The organism is Streptomyces sp. NBC_00287 (genome assembly GCF_036173105.1).
Lineage (GTDB): Bacteria > Actinomycetota > Actinomycetes > Streptomycetales > Streptomycetaceae > Streptomyces.
The window spans coordinates 8669083-8688559 of the sequence record NZ_CP108053.1; the positions used below are offsets into that span (position 1 = coordinate 8669083).

The following is a 19477-nucleotide window of genomic DNA, read 5'->3' on the forward strand; positions in this document are numbered from 1 at the left end:
CACTCCCTGTGCCCTGACCACGAAGCTACGGAGACGGCGGGCCCGGCACATTGGGCGCAGAACCCGTATCGGCGGGTGTACTCAGCGACACCCCGGACGGGTCACCACAACGGGCAGACCCTGTGGCCCACCCGATGCAATGGAGCCGTGACCGCGCCCCCCGACGACTGCCTCGCGCGCAACGAGTGGATCTGCGGCGAGTATCTGAGCACCCGCAGCGAGATCCTCTGGGACGCGGTGGTCCAGCATCTTCAACTGACGGCGGTCTCCGTCCTGCTCGGCCTCGTGCTCGCCCTGCCGCTGGCTGTGCTGGCGCGTCGCTGGGGCTGGGCCGCCGGGCCCGTGCTCGGCGTCACCACGATCCTCTACACGATTCCGTCCCTGGCGATGTTCTCGCTGCTGCTGCCCGTGTACGGCCTCTCGGAGAGCCTGGTCGTCGCCGGGCTCGTCCTGTACTCGCTCACCCTGCTGGTGCGCAACATCCTGGCCGGACTGCGCGCGGTCCCCGAGGAGACCCGGCAGGCCGCGCGCGGCATGGGCTACGGCCCCGTCCGCCTCCTCCTCACCGTTGAACTGCCCCTCGCCCTGCCCGCGGCCATGGCCGGACTGCGCATCGCCACGGTCTCTGCGGTCTCGCTGGTCACGGTCGGCGCGATCGTCGGCTTCGGCGGGCTCGGCAACCTCATCTACGCGGGCATGAACACCTACTTCAAGGCACAGGTGCTCACCGCGTCCGTGCTGTGCGTGGTGATCGCGATCGTCGCCGACGTCCTGCTCCTCGGCGTGCAGCGGCTGATGACACCCTGGACCAGGGCGGTGCGCGTATGAACACCCTCGCCGACGCCTGGGACTGGCTCACCGACTCGGCGCACTGGGCCGGAGAGGACGGAATTTGGCAGCGGCTGCTGGAGCATCTCGTGCTCACCGTCGTATGCCTGCTGATCAGCTGCCTGATCGCGCTGCCGGTCGCGGTCGTGCTGGGCCACCTCGGCAAGGGTGGGGCGCTCGCCGTCAACATCTCCAACATCGGCCGCGCGGTTCCCACCTTCGCCGTGCTGGTCCTGTTGCTGCTGACTCCGGTCGGGCGGTGGGGCGAGGGGCCGACCGTCGTCGCCCTGGTGCTGTTCGCCGTACCGCCGCTGCTCACCAATGCCTACGTCGGGATGCGCGAGGTCGATCGCAGTGTGGTGCGGGCGGCGCGGGGCATGGGGATGACGGGGCGACAGGTGATGTTTCACGTGGAGCTGCCTCTGTCGCTCCCGCTGCTGCTCACCGGCGTCCGGATCGCAGCCGTCCAGCTCGTCGCGACGGCCACCATCGCCGCTCTGGCGGGTGGGGGAGGGCTCGGTCGGATCATCACGGCAGGGTTCAATCTGGCCAGTACGCCGCAGGTGGTGGCGGGGGCGGTGCTGGTGGCCGCCTTCGCGCTGGTCGTCGAGGGCGTGTTCGAGGTCGCCGAGCGGCTGTCGCCGCGGTGGGCCAAGGGGGCCTCGTGAGGCGGCACTGGTGCTGGGTGGCCGCACTGCTCCTCACCGGCTGCTCCACCGGCCCCTCCTTGGAGACCCAAGGCGAGGTCACGGCCCCGCCCGGCGACAGCCGCAGCCTGACCATCGGATCCGCCGGATTCACCGAGAGCGATCTGCTCGCCCAGATGTACGCGCTGCTTCTGAACCAGGCCGGCTACCAGACCTCGATGCTCACCGTCGCCAACCGCGAACTGTACGAACCCGCCCTGGAATCCGGGCAGATCGACGTCGTGCCCGAGTACGCGGCCACCTTCGCGGACTGGCTCAACGCCAAGTCCAACGGCGCCGACGCCGCACCGGTCGGCTCACCCGACCTCGACACGACCATGACGGCACTGCGCCGACTGGCCACCCCCCGCGGCCTCACCGTCCTGGACCCCGGGCGGGCGGTCGACCAGAACGCGTTCGCGGTGACCGCCGCCTATGCCCGCCAGAACGACCTGAAGACCCTCAGTGACCTCGGTGCCTCCGGCCTGGAGGTGCGGCTCGCGGCGGGCGACGAGTGCGTCCAACGCCCCTACTGTGCCCCCGGGTTGAAGGAGACCTACGGCATCGACGTCACCGGCGTCGACCCGAAGGGCGTCGGCACCACCCAGGCGAAACAGGCCGTTCAGAGCGGCCAGGACCAGATGGTGCTGACCACCACGACCGACGCCACGCTGGACGAGTTCGGCCTGGTCCTCCTCGCCGACGACAAGCACCTCCAGAACGCCGACTACGTCGTCCCCGTCGTCAACCGCGCCCGCGCGGGCAGCGAGCGGGTCGGCAAAGCCCTCGGCCGCCTCAACGACGTCCTCACCACCGCCGATCTCGCCTCGATGAACGAACAGGTCGACAGCTGGCGGCGGTTGGCGACCGATGTGGCCCGGACCTATCTCCAGGGCAAGGGCCTGCTGAAGTGACGCGCCCGTGACAACCGTCACCGTACTGGTGCGGCGCGCCGCCTTCCGGGCCGTCCCGCGCGGGGGTACAGGTACCTCATGACGGTCGACGGGGGACGCCGCCACCTGTGGTGGCAGGGACTACGCGAGTCGGTCGAGGGGGCGGACACTGATCTGCGCCCCGAGGGACTGACCCACATCGTGCCGGCCGGACTCGGCCCGGCCTACGTGAAGTTCGGGGACGTGTACCCCGAACAGCAGCTTCAACTGCAGCTCTTGTACGGCGCCTCGCAGCGCGCCTTCGAGCGCAACACCCGAGTCGCGGCGCGCGTCACCGTGCAGCGCGTCCTCGGTAACGCGCTGAGCGATCCACGGCTGGAGGACGCCAAGCCGAACGACCACCTGGTCGAGTACCTCGACGAGGAGATAGCCGACCTGCGGGGACGGCTCGCGCAGGACAGCGCGACCGCCGTCAGCCGTGGCCTCAACGTCGGTCTGACGCTGGGCTCCGCCGCCAGCCTGGTGCTGCTCGGCGTACCGCTGCTGTGGGGCGTCGGCATGCTCCAGGCGCTGGGCGTGACGCTCAACTGCACCAACCGCTGGCATTTACTGGGCGCGTTCGTGTGCGGCGGAGTCGGCGCGTTCGGCGCGGTGCTCAGTGTGCTGGTCCGACTGCGCGGAAACGCCGAGCAGTTGACGAAGCGTCAGAACAGCGCCCGGGACGGACTGATCGTGCCCGGCCAGATGGCCCGCAGCATGCGCCACGAGGGCGTGTACCGGGTGTTCGTCGGGTGGATCCTCGCGCTCGCGGTGTACTTCCTGCTCAGCGGCGGTCTCGTGCCCGTCTTCGAGGTACCGGCCACCGCGGCCGAGATCTGCCCGTCCGGCGGGAACCCCGGATCGGCCGCCAAGGGCACGGACTTCTGGGGGTTCTGGTGCGCCATAGGGTTCATCGCCGGGTTCAACGAGCGGTGGGCGTTCGGCATCCTGGGGCGCGAGGCGACACGTAAGCCGAAGGGCTCCTGACGGTCACGCGTCCGCGACGGAGTCGAACCGCACCTGATCCCGCGGCACACCGAGCGCGTCCGCGTCCACCGAGCGGCGCAGCGCCTCGTGCAGCTTCGCCGGGGTCAGTACGCCCAGGAAGCGTGCCCCCTCCAGCACAGCGACCCAACCGGCGTCGTGCTGGAGCATCACCCCGAACGCCTGCTTCAGGGGCGCCCCCACCGGCACCCACGCGTTCATCCGGTGCGCGTGATCGCCGACGACCCCGCCCGCCTCGAGATCGTCCACCCCGGCCCAGCCGTGCAGCTCGCCCGCGTCGTCGAGCACGACGACCCACCGCCCACCCTCCGCCCGCAGCCGCTCGGCCACAGCGGGCCCCGCTTCCTCCGGCCGGGCGACCGGCGGCTGCTCCAGATCGTCCGCCTCGATCTCGGTCACCGACAGCCGCTTCAGCCCCCGGTCCGCGCCCACGAACTCCGCGACATACGGCGTCGCCGGCGTCCCGAGCACCGCCCCGGGCGTGTCGTACTGCTCGATGCGCCCCTGTCCGTACACCGCGATCCGGTCGCCAAGACGTACGGCCTCCTCGATGTCGTGCGTGACCATCAGCACCGTCTTGCGCACAGCGGCCTGCATCCGCAGGAACTCGTCCTGCAACTGCTCGCGCACCACCGGGTCCACCGCCCCGAACGGCTCGTCCATCAGCAGCACCGGCGGATCGGCGGCCAGCGCCCGTGCCACGCCCACGCGCTGCCGCTGCCCGCCCGAGAGCTGATCCGGATAGCGCGGCCCGTACGTCTTCGGATCGAGCCCCACGAGATCGAGCAGCTCCGCCGCCCGGGCCCGCGCCTTGGCCCGCTTCCAGCCGACCAGCGTCGGTACGGTCGCCGTGTTGTCGAGGATCGTGCGGTGCGGAAAGAGCCCGACCTGCTGGATGACGTACCCGATTCGCCGGCGCAGCCGCACCGGGTCGACCGTCATGACGTCCTCGCCGTTGACGAAGATCTGCCCGGAGGTCGGCTCGATCAGCCGGTTGACCATCATCATGGTCGTCGTCTTGCCGCAGCCGGACGGTCCCACGAGGGTCACGAGCTCACCCTCGTTCACCTCGAAGCTGAGCCCGTCCACGGCCGTCGTGCCGTCCGGATACCGCTTGCTGACCTGCTCGAACCGGATCATGTCCGCACACTAACGGCCTGGCCGGAACCCGACCCTCCAGCGCTGCCGAATGGCGGACTCCGTTTTTGAACGGTTTCAATCAAGCCTCGCTTGCCGATTGGTTCTGTCTGAATCTGTCGAACTATTTCGCTGCTCAAGCTGTGGACACGCGCCACAACTGCCACTAGCTTCAACCGCCGACCGAGCTGAATCGATACAACTCCGAGCGAGCCGAAGGGACAACGGCATGACCGACGGAGTCGACAGCACGAACGGCGGCAACGGCAGGACCGTGCGCCGCAGAACCGTCCTCACCACCGCCCTGGGCGCTGTACCGGTCGCCCTCGCGGGCGGCATCGGCGGCGCGGCGCCCGCGTCGGCGGCACCCACCGCTCAGCGCAACGCGGTCACCGGACTGACCGTCGAGCACCGGACCGACCCACTCGGCGTGGACGCGCAGCGCCCGAGGTTCGGCTGGCGCACGGAATCGCCGGTGCGGGGCCGACGGCAGACGGCGTACCGGATTCTGGTGGCGTCCACTCCGGAGCGGCTGGCGAACGGCCGCGCCGACGTATGGGACAGCGGGCGCGTCACCGCCGCGGACTCGGTGGCCGTGCGCTACGGGGGCAAGCCGCTGCGCCCCGCCACCCGCTACCACTGGACGGTCCGCGTCTGGGACGAGAACGGCCGCGCGATCGGCGGCGCCCCCACCGCCCACTTCGAGACGGGCCTGCTCAGCACCGACGGCGTGCAGGGCTGGGACGGCGCCCGCTGGATCACCATGGCCGGCAAGGCACCGAACAGCCCCGGCGCCCCTCTGCTACGGCGCCAAGCAGCCCTGAAGGACCGGCCCGTCCGTGCGGCCCGCCTCTACATCTCCGCCCTCGGCGTGTACGACGCCCACGTCAACGGCCACCGCGTGACCGTGCCCCACGGCAACGGAACCACCCAGGAACTGCTCACCCCGGGCTGGACCAACTACGACACGACCATCAGCTACCTGGCCTACGACGTGACCGAACTGCTCGCCGGGGAGCGGCAGGTCACCCTCGCCGCGGTGCTGGGCAACGGCTGGTACAACGGCCGGATCTCCGACAACAGCGCCTACTACTCCGCCGACGGCAACCGCCTCGTCCTCAAGGCCAAGCTCCTGATCCGCTACACCGACGGCTCCACCCAGACCGTCGTCACCGCACCCGGCACCGACTGGCGGGCGACGGACACCGGCCCCTACCGCGCCGACGACATCTACGACGGGCAGACCTACGACGCCCGCAAGGAGCTGGCGGGCTGGACGGCGAACGGCTTCGACGCCTCCGCCTGGTCGGCCGTCGAGGAACACGACTTCGCGACCCGGTTCCCAGACTCCCGGCTGCTCGCCTACCCCGGCGAGAGCGCCCGCCTGGTGCCCGAGTGGGACCGGCCCCCGCAGTCGGTCAGCGTGTACACGGGGGTGAGCGGGGAGGGCAAGGGCCGTATCGTCGTCGACCCCGACCGCACGACCGCCACCGATGTCACCCTGCGCCCGGGAGAGACCGCGGTCTTCGACCTCGGCCAGAACATGGTCGGCGTCCCGCGCTACACCTTGCGCGGACCCGAGGGCGCCGAAGTCACCTTCAGATTCGGCGAGATGCTCAACGACGACAGCGCGGGCGCCGACGGCCCCGTGGGCTCCGTCTACCGCGCCAACCTGCGCAGCGCCAAAGCCACCAGCACATACACCCTCAAGGGCGACCCCGACGGCGAGACCCACCAGGACTCGCTGACCTTCTACGGCTTCCGCTACGCCTCCGTCACCACGACCGCCACCGTCACCCTCACCGAACTGACCGGCCGGGTCGCCACCTCGGCGCTGAAGGACATCGGCACGATCACCACCGACGACTCCGACATCAACCAGCTGATCAGCAACGTCCGTTGGGGCCAGCGCGGCAACTACCTGTGGGTACCCACCGACTGCCCCCAGCGCGACGAACGCTGCGGCTGGACCGGCGACACCCAACTCTTCTCCAAGACAGGCCTGTTCAACGCCGACGCGGTCAACTTCCTCAGCCACTTCCAGGACATGCTGATCGACTCGCAGCGCACCTACGGCCAGGACCAGGCCCAGTTCACCTGGATTGCCCCGGGTGCCCGCTACAACCAGCCCGTCCCCGCGAGCGGTTGGGCGGACTGCGGTGTGGTCGTCCCCTGGTCGGTGTGGCAGATGTCCGGCGACACCACGGTCATCGACCGGAGTTGGCCGGCGATGAAGGCGTACCTGGACTGGATCCGTGAGCGCACCGGCGACACCTACGCCGGACAGGGCGCGATCTTCGGCGACTGGCTGGCGTTCCAGCAGACCAGCACCCAGCTCATCAGCGATGTCTACTACGGCTACAGCGCCCGCCTCATGGCCGACATGGCCCGCGCCACCGGCCGCACCGCCGAGAGCGAGGCGTACGAGGACCTCTTCGCGCGGATCAAGCGGACGTTCGTCGCCAAGTATCTGAGCACCGACGGCGGCACCCTCACCGTGCGCTCCAGCCTCGGCAACCCGCCGCCGTGGACGGGCGGCAAGACCGAGGACGACAGCCAGACGGCCCTGCTCTGGGTCCTCAAACTCGGCTTCTACGACACCGAGGCCCAGCGCCGCGCACTTGTCACCCTGCTCGCCGAGAACATCGGCAACGACGAGGCGTACAAGGCCGCCCACCCCGACAGCACCCGGGTGGACTACGCCGAGAACACCCTCGCCGTGGGCTTCCTCGGCGTGAACGTCCTCGCCCCGGTGCTGACCGACGAGGGCCGCGCCGACCTCGCGTACAAGCTGCTCCACCAGGACGCGATGCCGTCCTGGCTGTACTCCGTGCAGAACGGCGCCACCACCATCTGGGAGCGCTGGAACTCGTACTCGAAGGAGGACGGCTTCGGCCCGGTCGACATGAACTCGTTCAACCACTACTCCTACGGCGCGATCATGGAGTGGATGTACGAGAGCATGGCCGGCATCGCGAGCGACCCCGCCCACCCCGGCTTCAAGCACTTCCACCTGCGCCCGCACCTCGACCCGACCGGGAAAATCACGCAGGTCAGGGGCTCACACCGGTCACCGTACGGCGAGATCGTCAGCGAATGGACGGTCGCGGACGGCAGGCTCACCTACCGGGCCACGGTGCCCGCGAACAGCACCGCGACCCTGCGTCTGCCCACCGCCGACCCGGACACCGTCCGCGAGGGCCGGACACCTCTGTCGCGCGCGGAGGGCGTGAAGTACCTCGGGGTTGCCGACGGGATCGCCTCCTACCGACTCCCCTCCGGCCGCTACGCGCTCTCGTCCGCGCTCGCCTGACCGCTCACCAGCACCACCTCCAGGGTGCGCGGACCGTGCACCCCCTCGACCCGGTCCAGCTCGATGTCACTGGTCGCCGAAGGACCGGAGATCCAGGTCAACGGCCGGGCCGGGTCGAGGAGTTCGAGCGCTTGCGGCACGGAGGAGACGACCTGCTCCGGCACCCGTACGACGCAGATGTGGTGGTCGGGGACGAGGGTGATCCGGCGACGGCCCTGGTCGGGGCTGCCGTCGAGGACGAGGGTGCCGGTCTCGGCGATGGCGAGGGCGCAGCCGGTGACCACGCTCTCCACCTTGTCCAGCTCGTGCGGTGTGCTGACCGCGCGATCGTGCACCCGCGTGGGGTCGGCCGCCGACATCCACTCCGGCGGCAGGCCCGGGGGCACGAGCACATATTGCGGTCCGCGCTCCGCGAGCAACCGCATGATGAGGTACGGCAGCTCCTCGTCCGAGCACCGGTGTACGACGGCCCGATAGTCCGCGAGATTCTCGGCGAGCAGATCCACCGTCTCCTCGACACTCCGCTCCCCGTGCTCCCTCAGATAGGCGCGTTCGATCGGGGCGTCCTCGCCCTGCACGTCGGCCAACGCGCGCCGCACCCGGCCCAGGATCCGTTCCCTGCTGCTCACTTGGCGCCGTCCTTTCCACCCTGCGTCCGCTTCCACCAGTCCCGGAACGGCTCGGGCGGCACCGCGGGCAGGTCCCGTGTGTCGCTCCACGCCTTGCCGGGACCGGGCAGGCTGCGCGGATGCAGGCGCCGGGTGCGAGAGGCGAGCCGTTGGCCGGTGCGCAGGGCCGCCGGGCGGGCGAAGGCCCAGCCCGCCGCCCGCATGGCGGCCCGCTCTGCGGCGTGCCCCTTCGCCGGCTTCAGCACGACCTTGTTGCCGCGCTGTATGACCTGCCCGCCCTGCACGACCCGCTCCCGCAAATGCACCAGCACTTCGGGGATGTCGATGGCGACCGGGCACACCTCGTAGCAGGCGCCGCACAGTGATGAGGCGTACGGCAGGGAGGCGTCGATCTCGCTTGCGGTGCCCCGGAGTTGGGGGCTGAGGATGGCGCCGATCGGGCCGGGATAGACCGAGCCGTACGCATGGCCGCCCGCCCGCTCGTACACCGGGCAGACGTTGAGACACGCGGAGCAGCGGATGCAGCGCAGGGCCTGGCGGCCGACCTCGTCGGCGAGGGTGTCGGTGCGGCCGTTGTCGAGGAGGACGAGGTGGAAGTTCTGCGGCCCGTCCTCATCCGTGGTCCCCGTCCATGTGCTCGTGTACGGGTTCATGCGCTCTGCGGTGGAGGAGCGGGGGAGGGTCTGGAGGAAGACCTCCAGGTCCTGCCAGGTCGGCACGATCTTCTCGATGCCGACGACGGAGATCAGCGTCTCGGGGAGGGTCAGGCACATGCGGCCGTTGCCCTCGGACTCCACGACGACGAGGGTGCCGGTGTCGGCGACCATGAAGTTGGCGCCGGAGATGCCGACTTTGGCGCGCAGGAACTTCTCGCGGAGGTGGAGGCGGGCGGCTTCGGCGAGTTCGGCGGGGGTGTCGGTGAGGCCCTCGGGGGCGGGACGGCCCCACTCGCTCATCTCGCGGGCGAAGATGTCCCGGATCTCGCCCCGGTTGCGATGGATCGCGGGGACCAGGATGTGCGAGGGCCGGTCCTTGCCCAACTGGACGATCAGCTCGGCGAGATCGGTCTCGTAGGCGCGGATGCCCTCCGCCTCCAGGGCTTCGTTGAGCCCGATCTCCTGTGTGGCCATCGACTTGACCTTGACGACCTCCGACTCCCCGGTCGCCTTCACCAGGTCCGCGACGATCCGGTTGGCCTCGTCGGCGTCGGTGGCCCAGTGGACGGTGCCGCCCGCCGCGGTGACCGACTCCTCCAACTGCACGAGGTAGCGGTCGAGATGACGCAGCGTATGGTCCTTGATCCGCGCGCCGGCGTCCCGCAGCTCCGCCCAGTCGTCGAGTTCCGCCGCGGCCTTCGCCCGCTTGCCGCGGATGGTGTGGGTGGCGTGGCGCAGATTGCCGCGCAGGGTCTGGTTGTGCACGGCCTCGTGCGCCGCCTTCGGAAAGGCCGGCATGCCTACGAATGTCCCGCTCATACGGCCGGTTCCTCCTCCGTGCTGGCCAGGATCTCGGCGATGTGGACGGGCCGCATCCCGGTCCTGAGCCGGGCCATGGTCCCGCCGATGTGCATCAGACAGGAGTTGTCGGCCGAGCACAGCACCTCCGCGCCCGTCGACTCGGCGTTGCGCACCTTGTCGGCTCCCATCGCCGCGGAGACATCGGAGTTCTTCACGGCGAAGGTGCCGCCGAAGCCGCAGCACTCGTCGGCGCCCGGCAGCTCGACCAGCTCAAGACCCTTGACGGCCTGGAGGAGCCGCTGGGGCTTGTCGGCGAGACCGAGTCCGCGCAGGCCGTGACAGGCCGGGTGGTAGGTCACCTTGTGCGGGTAGTACGCCCCGACGTCCGTCACCCCCAGCACATCCACCAGGAACTCCGTCAGCTCGTAGGTCTTCGGCACCACGGGCGCGAGGGTGGCCGCGAGGGTGTCCCCGCGCCCTTCCGCCCGCGCCCGCTCGCCCATCCGCGGGTACAGCTCCCGCACCATCGCCCCGCACGACCCGGATGGGGTGACGATCGCCTCGTACTCTCCGAAGACATCGGAGAAATGCCGGGCCAGTGGCTCCGCGCCATGCCGGTAGCCGGTGTTGTAGTGCGCCTGCCCGCAGCAGGTCTGGGCCATCGGGAAGTCGACCTCGACACCGAGCCTGGTCAGCAGCTTCACCACGGCGCGCCCGGTGTCCGGATAGAGCGTGTCGTTGACACAGGTCAGGAACAGAGCGACACGCATCGCGGCTCCTTGTCGTCGATCATCGGATGAGTGCAGGGTAATGCGGGGTCGCGGCCCGGGGGAGACCCCGCTCACCCGTGGGCGAGCCGGGCCGCCGCCTCCCGCCACCGGGCGGCGTCGCCCCGTGGCTCGTACCGGGTCAACGGCTGGGTACGGGTGAGCAGTTGCCGCCCGTCCGCGAGGTCACGGACGAGGCCGTGCGGGCGCGCCTGGACCAGGACATTGCCGAGGGCCGCCGCCTCCGTCGGACCCGCCACCACCGGCAGCCCGCAGGCGTCGGCGGTGAGCTGGCAGAGCAGGGCGTTACGGGTGCCGCCCCCGACGATGTACACGACATCCACCGGCCGGTCGGCCAGCCGCTGGGCGTCCGCGACGGCCCTGCGATGGGCCAGCGCGAGCGAGTCGAGGATGCAGCGCGTGATCTCGGCGGGCGACTCGGGCACCGGCTGCCCGGAGTTCCGGCAGGCCTCGGCGATCCGCTCCGGCATCCGGCCCGGCGCGAGGAACGCCGCGTCGCCCGCGTCCACGACCGACCGCAGCGCCGGCGCCTTGGCCGCCTGGAGCAGCAGCCCGCCCAGATCCGGCTCGCCCCAGGCGCGCAGGCACTCCTGGAGCAGCCACAGGCCCATGATGTTCCGCAGGTAGCGGACCGTGCCGTCGAGCCCCAGCTCATTGGTGAAGTTGGCGGCCCGGCTCTCCTCGGTGAGGACGGGCGCGTCCAGCTCCATGCCGGCCAGCGACCAGGTCCCCGTACAGATGTACGCGAACCGCTCACCGGCGGCGGCCGGGACGGCGGCCACGGCGGACGCGGTGTCATGCGAACCGACCGCTGTCACCGGCACCGGCCCGGCGAGCCCTGTCTCCTCCAGCACCTCGGGCCGCAGCACGCCGGCCGGGTCGCCGGGCTGCCGCAGCGGTGCGAAGAGGTCCAGGTCGATGCCGACCCTGGCGGCGATGTCGTACGACCAGTCGCGGGTCCGGGGATCGATCAGCTGGGTGGTGGAGGCGTTGGTCAGCTCGGTGCCCTGCTCGCCGGTGAGCCAGTACGTCAGCAGATCGGGGATGAGCAACAGGCGCTGCGCACCGGCGAGATGATCGGCCACCAGCTGGTACAGGGTGTTGAAGGGCGCGTACTGCAGTCCCGTCGCGGCGTACAGCTCGGGGGCGGGCACGGTCGCCCACACCTTCTCCGCGACGCCCTCGGTCCTGGCGTCCCGGTAGTGCACGGGATTGCCGAGCAGCGCCCCGTCCGCGTCCAGCAGCCCGTAGTCCACGGCCCAGCTGTCGATGCCGACCGAGTCCACCTGGCCCGCCGCCCGGAGTCCGTCCAAGACGCCGCCGTAGAGCGAGAGAATGTCCCACCGCAGCCCTTCCGGCACCCGCACCGGCCGGTTCACGAACCGGTGCGCCTCGCTCAGCTCCAGGCTGTCGGGCCCGACGCGGCCGACCATGACACGTCCGCTGGACGCGCCGAGGTCGACCGCGGCGTACGACTTCATGGACCCGCTCACCGCAGGAAGGCGGCCGCGACGCCGGCGTCGACCGGGACGTGCAGCCCCGTGGTGTGCGTCAAGTCGCCGCCGGTGAGGGCGAAGACGGCATTGGCGACATGCTCCGGGAGGACCTCCCGCTTGAGGATGGTGCGCTGGGCGTAGAACTCACCCAGCTTCTCCTCCTCGACCCCGTACACGGCGGCCCGCTGGGCACCCCAACCAGCGGCGAAGATCCCCGAGCCGCGTACGACGCCGTCCGGGTTGACGCCGTTGACACGGATGCCGTGCTCGCCCAACTCGGCGGCCAGCAGCCGGACTTGATGAGCCTGGTCGGCCTTGGTGGCGGAGTAGGCGATGTTGTTCGGACCGGCGAAGACGGCGTTCTTGGAGGCGATGTACACGAGGTCGCCGCCCAGCTCCTGCGCGATCATCACGCGGGCGGCCTCCCTCGACACCAGGAAGGACCCGCGGGCCATGATGTCGTGCTGCAGGTCCCAGTCCTTGGCCGAAGTTTCCAGCAGTGGCTTGGAGATGGAGATCCCGGCGTTGTTCACGACGAGGTCGACCCCGCCGAAGGCGAGCACGGCGGCCTTGAAGGCGTCGGCGATCTGCTGCTCGTCCGTCACATCCACGGTGACGGCGACGGCCTTGTCGGAACCGCCCAACTCCTCGGCGACGGCGGCGGCGTTCTCGGCATTGAGATCGGCGACGACGACACACGCACCTTCGGCGACCAGCCGATGCGCGATGGCCTTCCCGATCCCACTGCCGGCCCCGGTCACCAGCGCGACCCGAGTCGCGAGCGGCTTGGGCTTCGGCATCCGCTGAAGCTTGGCCTCCTCAAGGGCCCAGTACTCGATACGGAACTTCTCGGACTCCTCGATCGGCGCGTACGACGACACCGCCTCGGCGCCCCGCATCACATTGATGGCGTTGACGTAGAACTCACCCGCCACCCGGGCCGTCTGCTTGTCCTTGCCGAAGGAGAACATGCCGACACCGGGGATGAGCACGATCGCCGGGTCCGCGCCGCGCATCGCGGGGGAGTCGGGCAGGGTGTGCCGCTGGTAGTAGGCGGCGTACTCCTCCCGATACTCGGCGTGCAGCTCCTTGAGCCGGGCGATGGCCTCGTCGAGCGGCGCGGTCGGCGGCAGGTCGAGAACGAGCGGCCGCACCTTGGTCCGCAGGAAGTGGTCGGGGCAGGAGGTGCCGAGCGCGGCGAGCCGGGGGTGCTCGGCGCGGGCGAGGAAGTCGAGGACGGCGTCGGAGTCGGTGAAGTGTCCGACCTGGGGCTTGTCCTGAGAGGCGACGGCACGGAGGTAGGGCGCGAGTGCCGCGGCCCGCTCCTTGCGCGCGCCGTCGCCGAGAGCCTCGTACTCCTCGATGACGGGCCCGAAGGGCTCCGCCTTCCCCTTCTCCTCCAGGAACGCCTCGGCGGTCCGGATGATGTGCAGCGAGTTCCGCTCGCACTCCTCGGAGGTATCACCCCAGGCGGTGATGCCGTGGCCGCCGAGGACGCACCCGATGGCCTGCGGGTTGGCGGCCTTCACGGCGGCGATGTCGAGCCCGAGCTGGAACCCGGGACGACGCCACGGGACCCACACCACGGTGTCCCCGAAGCACTCGGCGGTCAGTTTCTCCCCGTCAGCGGCACAAGCGAGCGCGATCCCGGAGTCAGGGTGCAGATGATCGACATGAGCGGCCTCGACCAGCCCGTGCATGGCGGTGTCGATGGACGGAGCGGCGCCCCCCTTGCCGTGCAGGCAGTAATCAAAGGCGGCGACCATTTCGTCCTCACGCTCGACGCCCGGATACACATCGACGAGCGCCCGCATCCGATCCAGCCGCAACACGGCCAGCCCGCTCTCGGTAAGCGTCCCGAGATCCCCACCGGACCCCTTGACCCACATCAGCTCCACATCACCCCCCGTGACGGGGTCGGTGTCGGTGCCCTTGGCGGAGGCATTGCCGCCGGCGTAGTTGGTGTTACGGGGGTCGGAGCCGAGCCGATGGGACCGGGCGAGGAGGGCGGCGGCTTCGGGATGGATAGCCATGGAAAATTCCTTACTTCTTGAAAAAGGGCGAGTGCACTTCCCTAGGGGCGCGGGGCAGTGTCGATATGCGGCTCCGCCGCGTGGGCGCGACCAGCCACATACAGCCCGCACCCCGCAACGAACAGAACCGGGCAGACGCTCACGCGCCCCAACCGGCCTGTTCCCCTCCAACCCGCTCAGCAACGATCTTCTCGGCCCACCCGGACCGCGCATACGCAGCAAGAGGCTCGGGGTCCAACCCCATCTCCTCCCGCACCTCACGAAGAAGCGGCCGCACATCGGTGTTGTACGCGTCCATCACCACCGCATTGGCCCCGAGAACATCACCGGAAGCCTGCGCCTCGGCAAGAGAGACGCGGTCCACCAGGAGCGCCTTGGCCGTCGCTTCCTGCACATTCATCACCGACCGAATGATCGCCGGGATCTTCGCCTCGATGTTGTGGCACTGGTCGAGCATGAACGCGACGTCGGAGGTGAACCCGCCCCCACGCACCACCTCGTACATGATCCGGAACAGCTGGAAGGGATCCGCGGCCCCGACCATCAGGTCATCGTCGGCGTAGAACCGCGAGTTGAAGTCGAACCCGCCGAGCTTCCCCTCCCGCAGCAGCGTGGCGACGATGAACTCGATGTTGGTCCCCGGCGCATGGTGTCCGGTGTCGACGACGACCTGCGCCTGCGGACCCAGCTTCAGACAGTGGGCATAAGCGGTACCCCAGTCCGGCACATCCGTCGTGTAGAACGCCGGCTCGAAGAACTTGTACTCCAGCAGCATCCGCTGCCCGTCGCCCAGCCGTGCGTACACCTCGGAGAGGCCGTCGGCGAGCCGGTCCTGCCGCGCACGGATGTCGTCCTGCCCCGGATAGTTCGTCCCGTCGGCGAACCACAGCTTCAGATCGGTGGAGCCCGTCGCGTCCATGATGTCGACGCACTCCAGCAGATGATCGACGGCCTTACGGCGCACCGCCGCCTCGGGATGGCAGATGCTGCCGAGCTTGTAGTCGTCGTCCTGGAAGGTGTTGGAGTTGATCGCACCCAGCTTCACCCCCCGCTCCTCGGCGAACTTGGCGAGAGCCGTGTAGTCCTCGACCCTGTCCCAGGGGATGTGCAGAGCCACCGTCGGCGCCACACCCGTGAGCGCGTGCACCTGGGCCGCGTCCTCCAGTTTCTCCTGCGGTGTCCGCGGCACGCCCTGCTGGGCGAACACCTTGAACCGGGTCCCCGAGTTCCCGTACGCCCACGACGGCGTCTCGACGGCCTGGGTCTTGAGCGCGGCCTTCACCGCTGCGAGGTCGGTCACTTAGGGCTCCTGTGACGTCGGGACGGAAAGTCTTCAGAAACGCATCACTGTGAAACGATTCAAGACGGGAAGCTATGAGCCACCCGGAGGGGTGTCAAGCCCCAAGCCCAAGGCTGTTGCTCGTGACTCCGCCGTGACCTTCATTCATCGAAACTTTTTCGATACGAACCCATTGACGTGACATGGGCGGCGTGTCTAACGTCCCGGCAACCAAGTTGAAACCTTTCACGACGTCGCGAGGGCCGTCCCGCCGACGTCGTCGAGGAGCCCCCATGACCCACCCGTCCACCACGGGTCCGGCCCCGGTTCTTGCGCTGAGGGACGTTTCGAAGTCCTTCGGCGCGGTCCGCGCCCTGCGGGACGTCTCCCTGGAGCTGTTTCCCGGGGAGGTGCATGCCCTCGCCGGAGAGAACGGCGCGGGCAAGTCGACCCTCATCAAGACACTCGCCGGAGTGCACCGACCGGACGCCGGCCAGGTGCTGCTCGATGGCGCACCCGTCGTCTTCCACGGCCCCGGCGATGCCCGGGATGCCGGCATCGCCGTGATCTACCAGGAGCCGACCCTCTTCCCGGACCTGTCGATCGCCGAGAACATCTTCATGGGCCGCCGGCCCCGCCGCGCCCTCGGCCGGATCGACCACAAGGCCACCCACGCGGCCACCCTGGCGCTCATGCAGCGCCTCGGCGTCGAGCTCGACCCCGACCGCCCGGCGCGCGGTCTGTCCATCGCCGATCAGCAGATCGTGGAGATCGCCAAGGCGCTCTCCTTCGACGCCCGGGTCCTGATCATGGACGAGCCGACCGCCGCCCTCACCGGCAGCGAGGTCGCCCGTCTCTTCGGCGTCGTACGCACCCTGCGTGGACAGGGCGCCGCGGTGCTCTTCATCTCCCACCGGCTGGAGGAGATCTTCCAGATCTGCCGACGGGTGACCACCCTGCGCGACGGCGCCTGGATCGCCAGCGAGCCGCTGGACGGCATGACCGAGGACGACCTGGTCCGCCGGATGGTCGGCCGCGACCTCGACGAGCTCTACCCCAAGCAGGACGTCGAGCCGGGCGAGGTCGCCCTCAGCGTCCGCCGCCTGACCCGCGAGGGCGTCTTCACCGACGTCTCCTTCGACGTCCGGCGCGGCGAGATCGTCGGCCTCGCCGGACTCGTCGGAGCCGGCCGTACGGAGGTCGCCCGGGCCGTGTTCGGCATCGACCGCTGGGACGCCGGCGAGGTCTCCGTCGACGGCAGGGCCCTGACCAACGGCGCCCCCTCCACCGCCATGGCCTCCGGGCTGGCCCTCGTCCCCGAGGACCGGCGTGCCCAGGGCCTGGTGATGGACATGTCCATCGAGCGCAACATCGGCCTGACCGGACTGCGTACGACCGTGAAGGCCGGACTCATGGACCGCGGCGCCGAACGCAGCCGTTCCCTCGACTGGGCCGTCAAGCTCCAGGTGAAGTACGCCCGGATCGCCGACACCGTGAACACGCTCTCCGGCGGCAACCAGCAGAAGGTCGTCCTGGCCAAGTGGCTGGCCACCGGCCCCAAGGTGCTGATCGTCGACGAGCCGACCCGTGGCATCGACGTCGGCACGAAGGCCGAGGTCCACCGGCTGCTCTCGCAGCTCGCCGCCGACGGGGTCGCCGTCCTGATGATCTCCTCCGACCTGCCCGAGATCCTCGGCATGGCCGACCGCGTGCTGGTGATGCACGAGGGCCGGCTGACCGCCGAGATCGCACGCTCCGAAGCCACCGAGGAAACCGTGATGGCCGCAGCCACGGGGAGGGCCGCCGCATGACGGTGACCACCCCTCAGCAAGCCCCCGTCGCCGAGGTGCCCAAGTCCAGTGGCACCCGGCTGGTCGACCGCGTCTTCAAGATGCGCGAACTGGCCATCCTGGTCGTCTTCCTGGTGATGATCGCCGTGACCCAGGCGGGCAACAGCGAGTTCCTCACCGAGCAGGGCATCAAGGATCTGCTCCTCAACGCGACGATCCTGGTGCTGGTCGCCGTCGGCCAGTCCCTGGTCGTCATCACCCGCAATGTCGACCTTTCGGTCGGCTCGACGCTCGGCATCAGCGCCTTCGCCGCCGGTACCTATCTCCAGGGCGGCGGAAACTCCGTCGTGGCCGTACTGCTCGCGGTCCTGATGGGCATGGGCTTCGGCCTGCTCAACGGCCTCCTCGTCAGCCTCGGCCAGGTGCCCGCCCTCGTGGTCACCCTCGGCACGCTGTACATCATCCGCGGTATCGACTCGATCTGGGTCGGCTCCCGGCAGATCACGGCGGCCGACCTGCCGGACGGCTTCGTCGACTTCGGCTCCGGCGGTCTCTCCGCGGTGCCGTGGCTGGCGCTGATCGCGCTGGCGGTGCTGGTGGCCACCGCGTACTACCTCAAGCACTACGGCAGCGGGCGTGAGCTGTACGCGCTCGGCTCCAATCCGGAGGCCGCCCGCCTGGCCGGTATCCCGGTCAGAAAGCGGATCCTCGCCGCGTACACCTTCTGCGGCGCCCTCGCGGGCCTCGCGGGGGCGATGTACCTGGCCCGGTTCGGCAACGTCGACTCCGGTACCGGCAACGGCTACGAGCTCACCGTCGTCAGCGCGGTCGTGGTCGGCGGTGTCGTCTTCACCGGCGGCTCCGGCAGCGTCTACGGCGCCGCCCTCGGCGCGATGCTGCTGACCTCCATCAACAGCGTGCTGCCCGCCCTCGGCGTCAGCTCGGTGTGGGTGCTCGCCATCAACGGCATCCTGCTCATCCTCGCCATCGCGGTCGACCGGATCGTCGCGCTGCGCGTGGCCTCGGCCCTGAAGAAGAGGAACGCCCGCCATGCCTGACTCCCTGACGCGCGCGATCCGCTGGGACACGGTGGTAGGCGCCCTCCTGATCGTCGTGCTCCTGCTGTCCTTCGGATTGGTCGACGGTTTCGGAAACTCGTTCAACCTGTCGTTCCTGATCGGGAGCACTCTTCCGATCGCGTTGATCGCCCTGCCGATGACGTTGTTGGTCGTCTCGGGCGAGATCGATCTTTCGGTCGCCTCCACCGCCGGTCTGTCGGGCGCCGTGATGGGCGCCCTGTGGAACCAGGGCATGACGATCGAAGCGATCATTCCGATCTGTCTGCTGCTCGGTGTGGTGTGCGGACTGATCAACGGTCTGCTGGTGACCAAGCTGGGGCTCCCGTCCCTCGCCGTCACCATCGGCACCCTCGCCGCCTACCGGGGCATCGCACAGATCGTGCTCGGCTCCGACGCGGTCACCGACTTCCCCACCCAGTACCTGGACTTCGCGGCCGGACGGATCGGCGACACCTTCATCCCGTACGCCTTCCTGCCCTTCCTGGTGCTGCTCGCCATCGCTGTGGTCGCTCTGCACGCCACGCCGTTCGGGCGGTCGTTGTTCGCGATCGGCGCCAACGAGGAGGCCGCGCGGTTCGCCGGCATCCGCGTCAAGCGCCAGAAGCTGATCCTGTTCACGCTGACCGGCCTGATGGCCTCCCTCACCGGTATCTTCTGGGCCCTGCACTACGCCAGCGCCCGCTATGACAACGCCACGGGGCTTGAGCTCTCCGTTGTCGCGGCGGTGTTGCTCGGCGGCATCGACTTCGACGGCGGCAAGGGGACGCTCGGCGGCGCGATCGCCGGTGTGTTCCTGCTCGGCGCGCTCCAGAACGTGATGAGCCTTCAGGACGTGTCCGCCCAGTCGCAGATCCTCGTCACCGGTGTGCTGCTCGTGCTCTCCGTGCTCGGCCCCCGCGTCGCACGGCAGGTCGCCGTCGCACGGGCCGGACGCAGAGCAGCCGCCCCCGCACCGGTGCCCAAGGCCCCCACCCCAACCCCGTAAACCCTCCGCTCACCCCAGCCTCCCGTAAGGAAGAGCCGTC

The 19477-nt window shown here is 69.7% G+C and carries 15 protein-coding genes; 8 read left to right on the forward strand and 7 right to left on the reverse strand.

Going from position 1 to position 19477, the window contains the following annotated elements; translation table 11 throughout:
• Positions 1-147 precede the first annotated feature (147 nt).
• From OHT76_RS39340 to OHT76_RS39355, 4 genes are all read left to right on the forward strand, one after another.
• Positions 148-828 (forward strand): ABC transporter permease, encoded by a 681-nt coding sequence (locus tag OHT76_RS39340; RefSeq protein ID WP_328875654.1) that lies wholly within the window; start codon positions 148-150, stop codon positions 826-828.
• Positions 825-1496, forward strand: a complete 672-nt coding sequence (locus OHT76_RS39345) for an ABC transporter permease (RefSeq protein ID WP_328875655.1) — start codon at positions 825-827, stop codon at positions 1494-1496. The genes OHT76_RS39340 and OHT76_RS39345 overlap by 4 nt, the downstream gene beginning before the upstream one ends.
• Positions 1493-2428, forward strand: a complete 936-nt coding sequence (locus tag OHT76_RS39350; protein WP_328875656.1) for an ABC transporter substrate-binding protein — start codon at positions 1493-1495, stop codon at positions 2426-2428. The genes OHT76_RS39345 and OHT76_RS39350 overlap by 4 nt, the downstream gene beginning before the upstream one ends.
• Before the next feature lie 78 nt (positions 2429-2506).
• Complete coding sequence (locus OHT76_RS39355) at positions 2507-3433, forward strand: hypothetical protein (protein WP_328875657.1); 927 nt, start codon at positions 2507-2509, stop codon at positions 3431-3433.
• 3 nt (positions 3434-3436) lie between these two features.
• On the opposite strand, the gene OHT76_RS39360 is transcribed toward OHT76_RS39355, so the two are convergent.
• Positions 3437-4591 (reverse strand): ABC transporter ATP-binding protein, encoded by a 1155-nt coding sequence (locus OHT76_RS39360; RefSeq protein WP_328875658.1) that lies wholly within the window; start codon positions 4589-4591, stop codon positions 3437-3439.
• Between the two features lie 226 nt (positions 4592-4817).
• Here OHT76_RS39360 and OHT76_RS39365 point away from each other — a divergent pair, with 226 nt between their 5' ends.
• The gene (locus OHT76_RS39365) at positions 4818-7901 is read left to right on the forward strand and encodes a family 78 glycoside hydrolase catalytic domain (protein WP_328875659.1); all 3084 of its coding nucleotides are present in this window, start codon (positions 4818-4820) and stop codon (positions 7899-7901) included.
• Here OHT76_RS39365 and OHT76_RS39370 read toward each other — a convergent pair.
• From OHT76_RS39370 to rhaI, 6 genes are all read right to left on the reverse strand, one after another.
• Positions 7874-8530: a LutC/YkgG family protein gene (locus OHT76_RS39370; protein WP_328875660.1), complete on the reverse strand. Its 657-nt coding sequence runs from the start codon at positions 8528-8530 to the stop codon at positions 7874-7876. The two genes, OHT76_RS39365 and OHT76_RS39370, sit on opposite strands and share 28 nt — an antisense overlap.
• Entirely contained in the window at positions 8527-10005 is a 1479-nt protein-coding gene (locus OHT76_RS39375) for a LutB/LldF family L-lactate oxidation iron-sulfur protein (RefSeq protein ID WP_328875661.1), read from the reverse strand. The genes OHT76_RS39370 and OHT76_RS39375 overlap by 4 nt, the downstream gene beginning before the upstream one ends.
• The gene (locus tag OHT76_RS39380; protein WP_328875662.1) at positions 10002-10757 is read right to left on the reverse strand and encodes a (Fe-S)-binding protein; all 756 of its coding nucleotides are present in this window, start codon (positions 10755-10757) and stop codon (positions 10002-10004) included. The genes OHT76_RS39375 and OHT76_RS39380 overlap by 4 nt, the downstream gene beginning before the upstream one ends.
• 71 nt (positions 10758-10828) lie before the next feature.
• Positions 10829-12256, reverse strand: coding sequence for a rhamnulokinase (locus OHT76_RS39385; RefSeq protein ID WP_328875663.1), 1428 nt, complete (start codon positions 12254-12256; stop codon positions 10829-10831).
• An 8-nt stretch (positions 12257-12264) separates the two neighbouring features.
• The gene (locus tag OHT76_RS39390) at positions 12265-14304 is read right to left on the reverse strand and encodes a bifunctional aldolase/short-chain dehydrogenase (RefSeq protein WP_328875664.1); all 2040 of its coding nucleotides are present in this window, start codon (positions 14302-14304) and stop codon (positions 12265-12267) included.
• A 139-nt stretch (positions 14305-14443) separates the two neighbouring features.
• Positions 14444-15604: an L-rhamnose isomerase gene (gene rhaI, locus OHT76_RS39395; RefSeq protein ID WP_328875665.1), complete on the reverse strand. Its 1161-nt coding sequence runs from the start codon at positions 15602-15604 to the stop codon at positions 14444-14446.
• Positions 15605-15876: 272 nt separating this feature from the next.
• On the opposite strand from rhaI, the gene OHT76_RS39400 reads away from it, so the two are divergent.
• From OHT76_RS39400 to OHT76_RS39410, 3 genes are read left to right on the forward strand one after another with little or no spacing between them, the layout of a single operon-like run.
• Complete coding sequence (locus tag OHT76_RS39400) at positions 15877-17394, forward strand: sugar ABC transporter ATP-binding protein (protein WP_328875666.1); 1518 nt, start codon at positions 15877-15879, stop codon at positions 17392-17394.
• The gene (locus OHT76_RS39405) at positions 17391-18431 is read left to right on the forward strand and encodes an ABC transporter permease (protein WP_328875667.1); all 1041 of its coding nucleotides are present in this window, start codon (positions 17391-17393) and stop codon (positions 18429-18431) included. The genes OHT76_RS39400 and OHT76_RS39405 overlap by 4 nt, the downstream gene beginning before the upstream one ends.
• Positions 18424-19437, forward strand: coding sequence for an ABC transporter permease (locus OHT76_RS39410; protein ID WP_328875668.1), 1014 nt, complete (start codon positions 18424-18426; stop codon positions 19435-19437). Before OHT76_RS39405 ends, OHT76_RS39410 begins: the two co-directional genes overlap by 8 nt.
• The last annotated feature ends 40 nt before the right edge of the window (positions 19438-19477 follow it).

What these genes read in the sequence shown, in the direction of transcription:
- OHT76_RS39345 (WP_328875655.1), top strand. Translation starts at nt 825, where the DNA reads ATGAACACCCTCGCCGACGCCTGGGACTGGCTCACCGACTCGGCGCAC.
- OHT76_RS39355 (WP_328875657.1), top strand. Translation starts at nt 2,507, where the DNA reads ATGACGGTCGACGGGGGACGCCGCCACCTGTGGTGGCAGGGACTACGC.
- OHT76_RS39360 (WP_328875658.1), bottom strand. Translation starts at nt 4,591, where the DNA reads ATGATCCGGTTCGAGCAGGTCAGCAAGCGGTATCCGGACGGCACGACG.
- OHT76_RS39365 (WP_328875659.1), top strand. Translation starts at nt 4,818, where the DNA reads ATGACCGACGGAGTCGACAGCACGAACGGCGGCAACGGCAGGACCGTG.
- OHT76_RS39375 (WP_328875661.1), bottom strand. Translation starts at nt 10,005, where the DNA reads ATGAGCGGGACATTCGTAGGCATGCCGGCCTTTCCGAAGGCGGCGCAC.
- OHT76_RS39380 (WP_328875662.1), bottom strand. Translation starts at nt 10,757, where the DNA reads ATGCGTGTCGCTCTGTTCCTGACCTGTGTCAACGACACGCTCTATCCG.
- OHT76_RS39385 (WP_328875663.1), bottom strand. Translation starts at nt 12,256, where the DNA reads ATGAAGTCGTACGCCGCGGTCGACCTCGGCGCGTCCAGCGGACGTGTC.
- OHT76_RS39390 (WP_328875664.1), bottom strand. Translation starts at nt 14,304, where the DNA reads ATGGCTATCCATCCCGAAGCCGCCGCCCTCCTCGCCCGGTCCCATCGG.
- OHT76_RS39400 (WP_328875666.1), top strand. Translation starts at nt 15,877, where the DNA reads ATGACCCACCCGTCCACCACGGGTCCGGCCCCGGTTCTTGCGCTGAGG.
- OHT76_RS39405 (WP_328875667.1), top strand. Translation starts at nt 17,391, where the DNA reads ATGACGGTGACCACCCCTCAGCAAGCCCCCGTCGCCGAGGTGCCCAAG.
- OHT76_RS39410 (WP_328875668.1), top strand. Translation starts at nt 18,424, where the DNA reads ATGCCTGACTCCCTGACGCGCGCGATCCGCTGGGACACGGTGGTAGGC.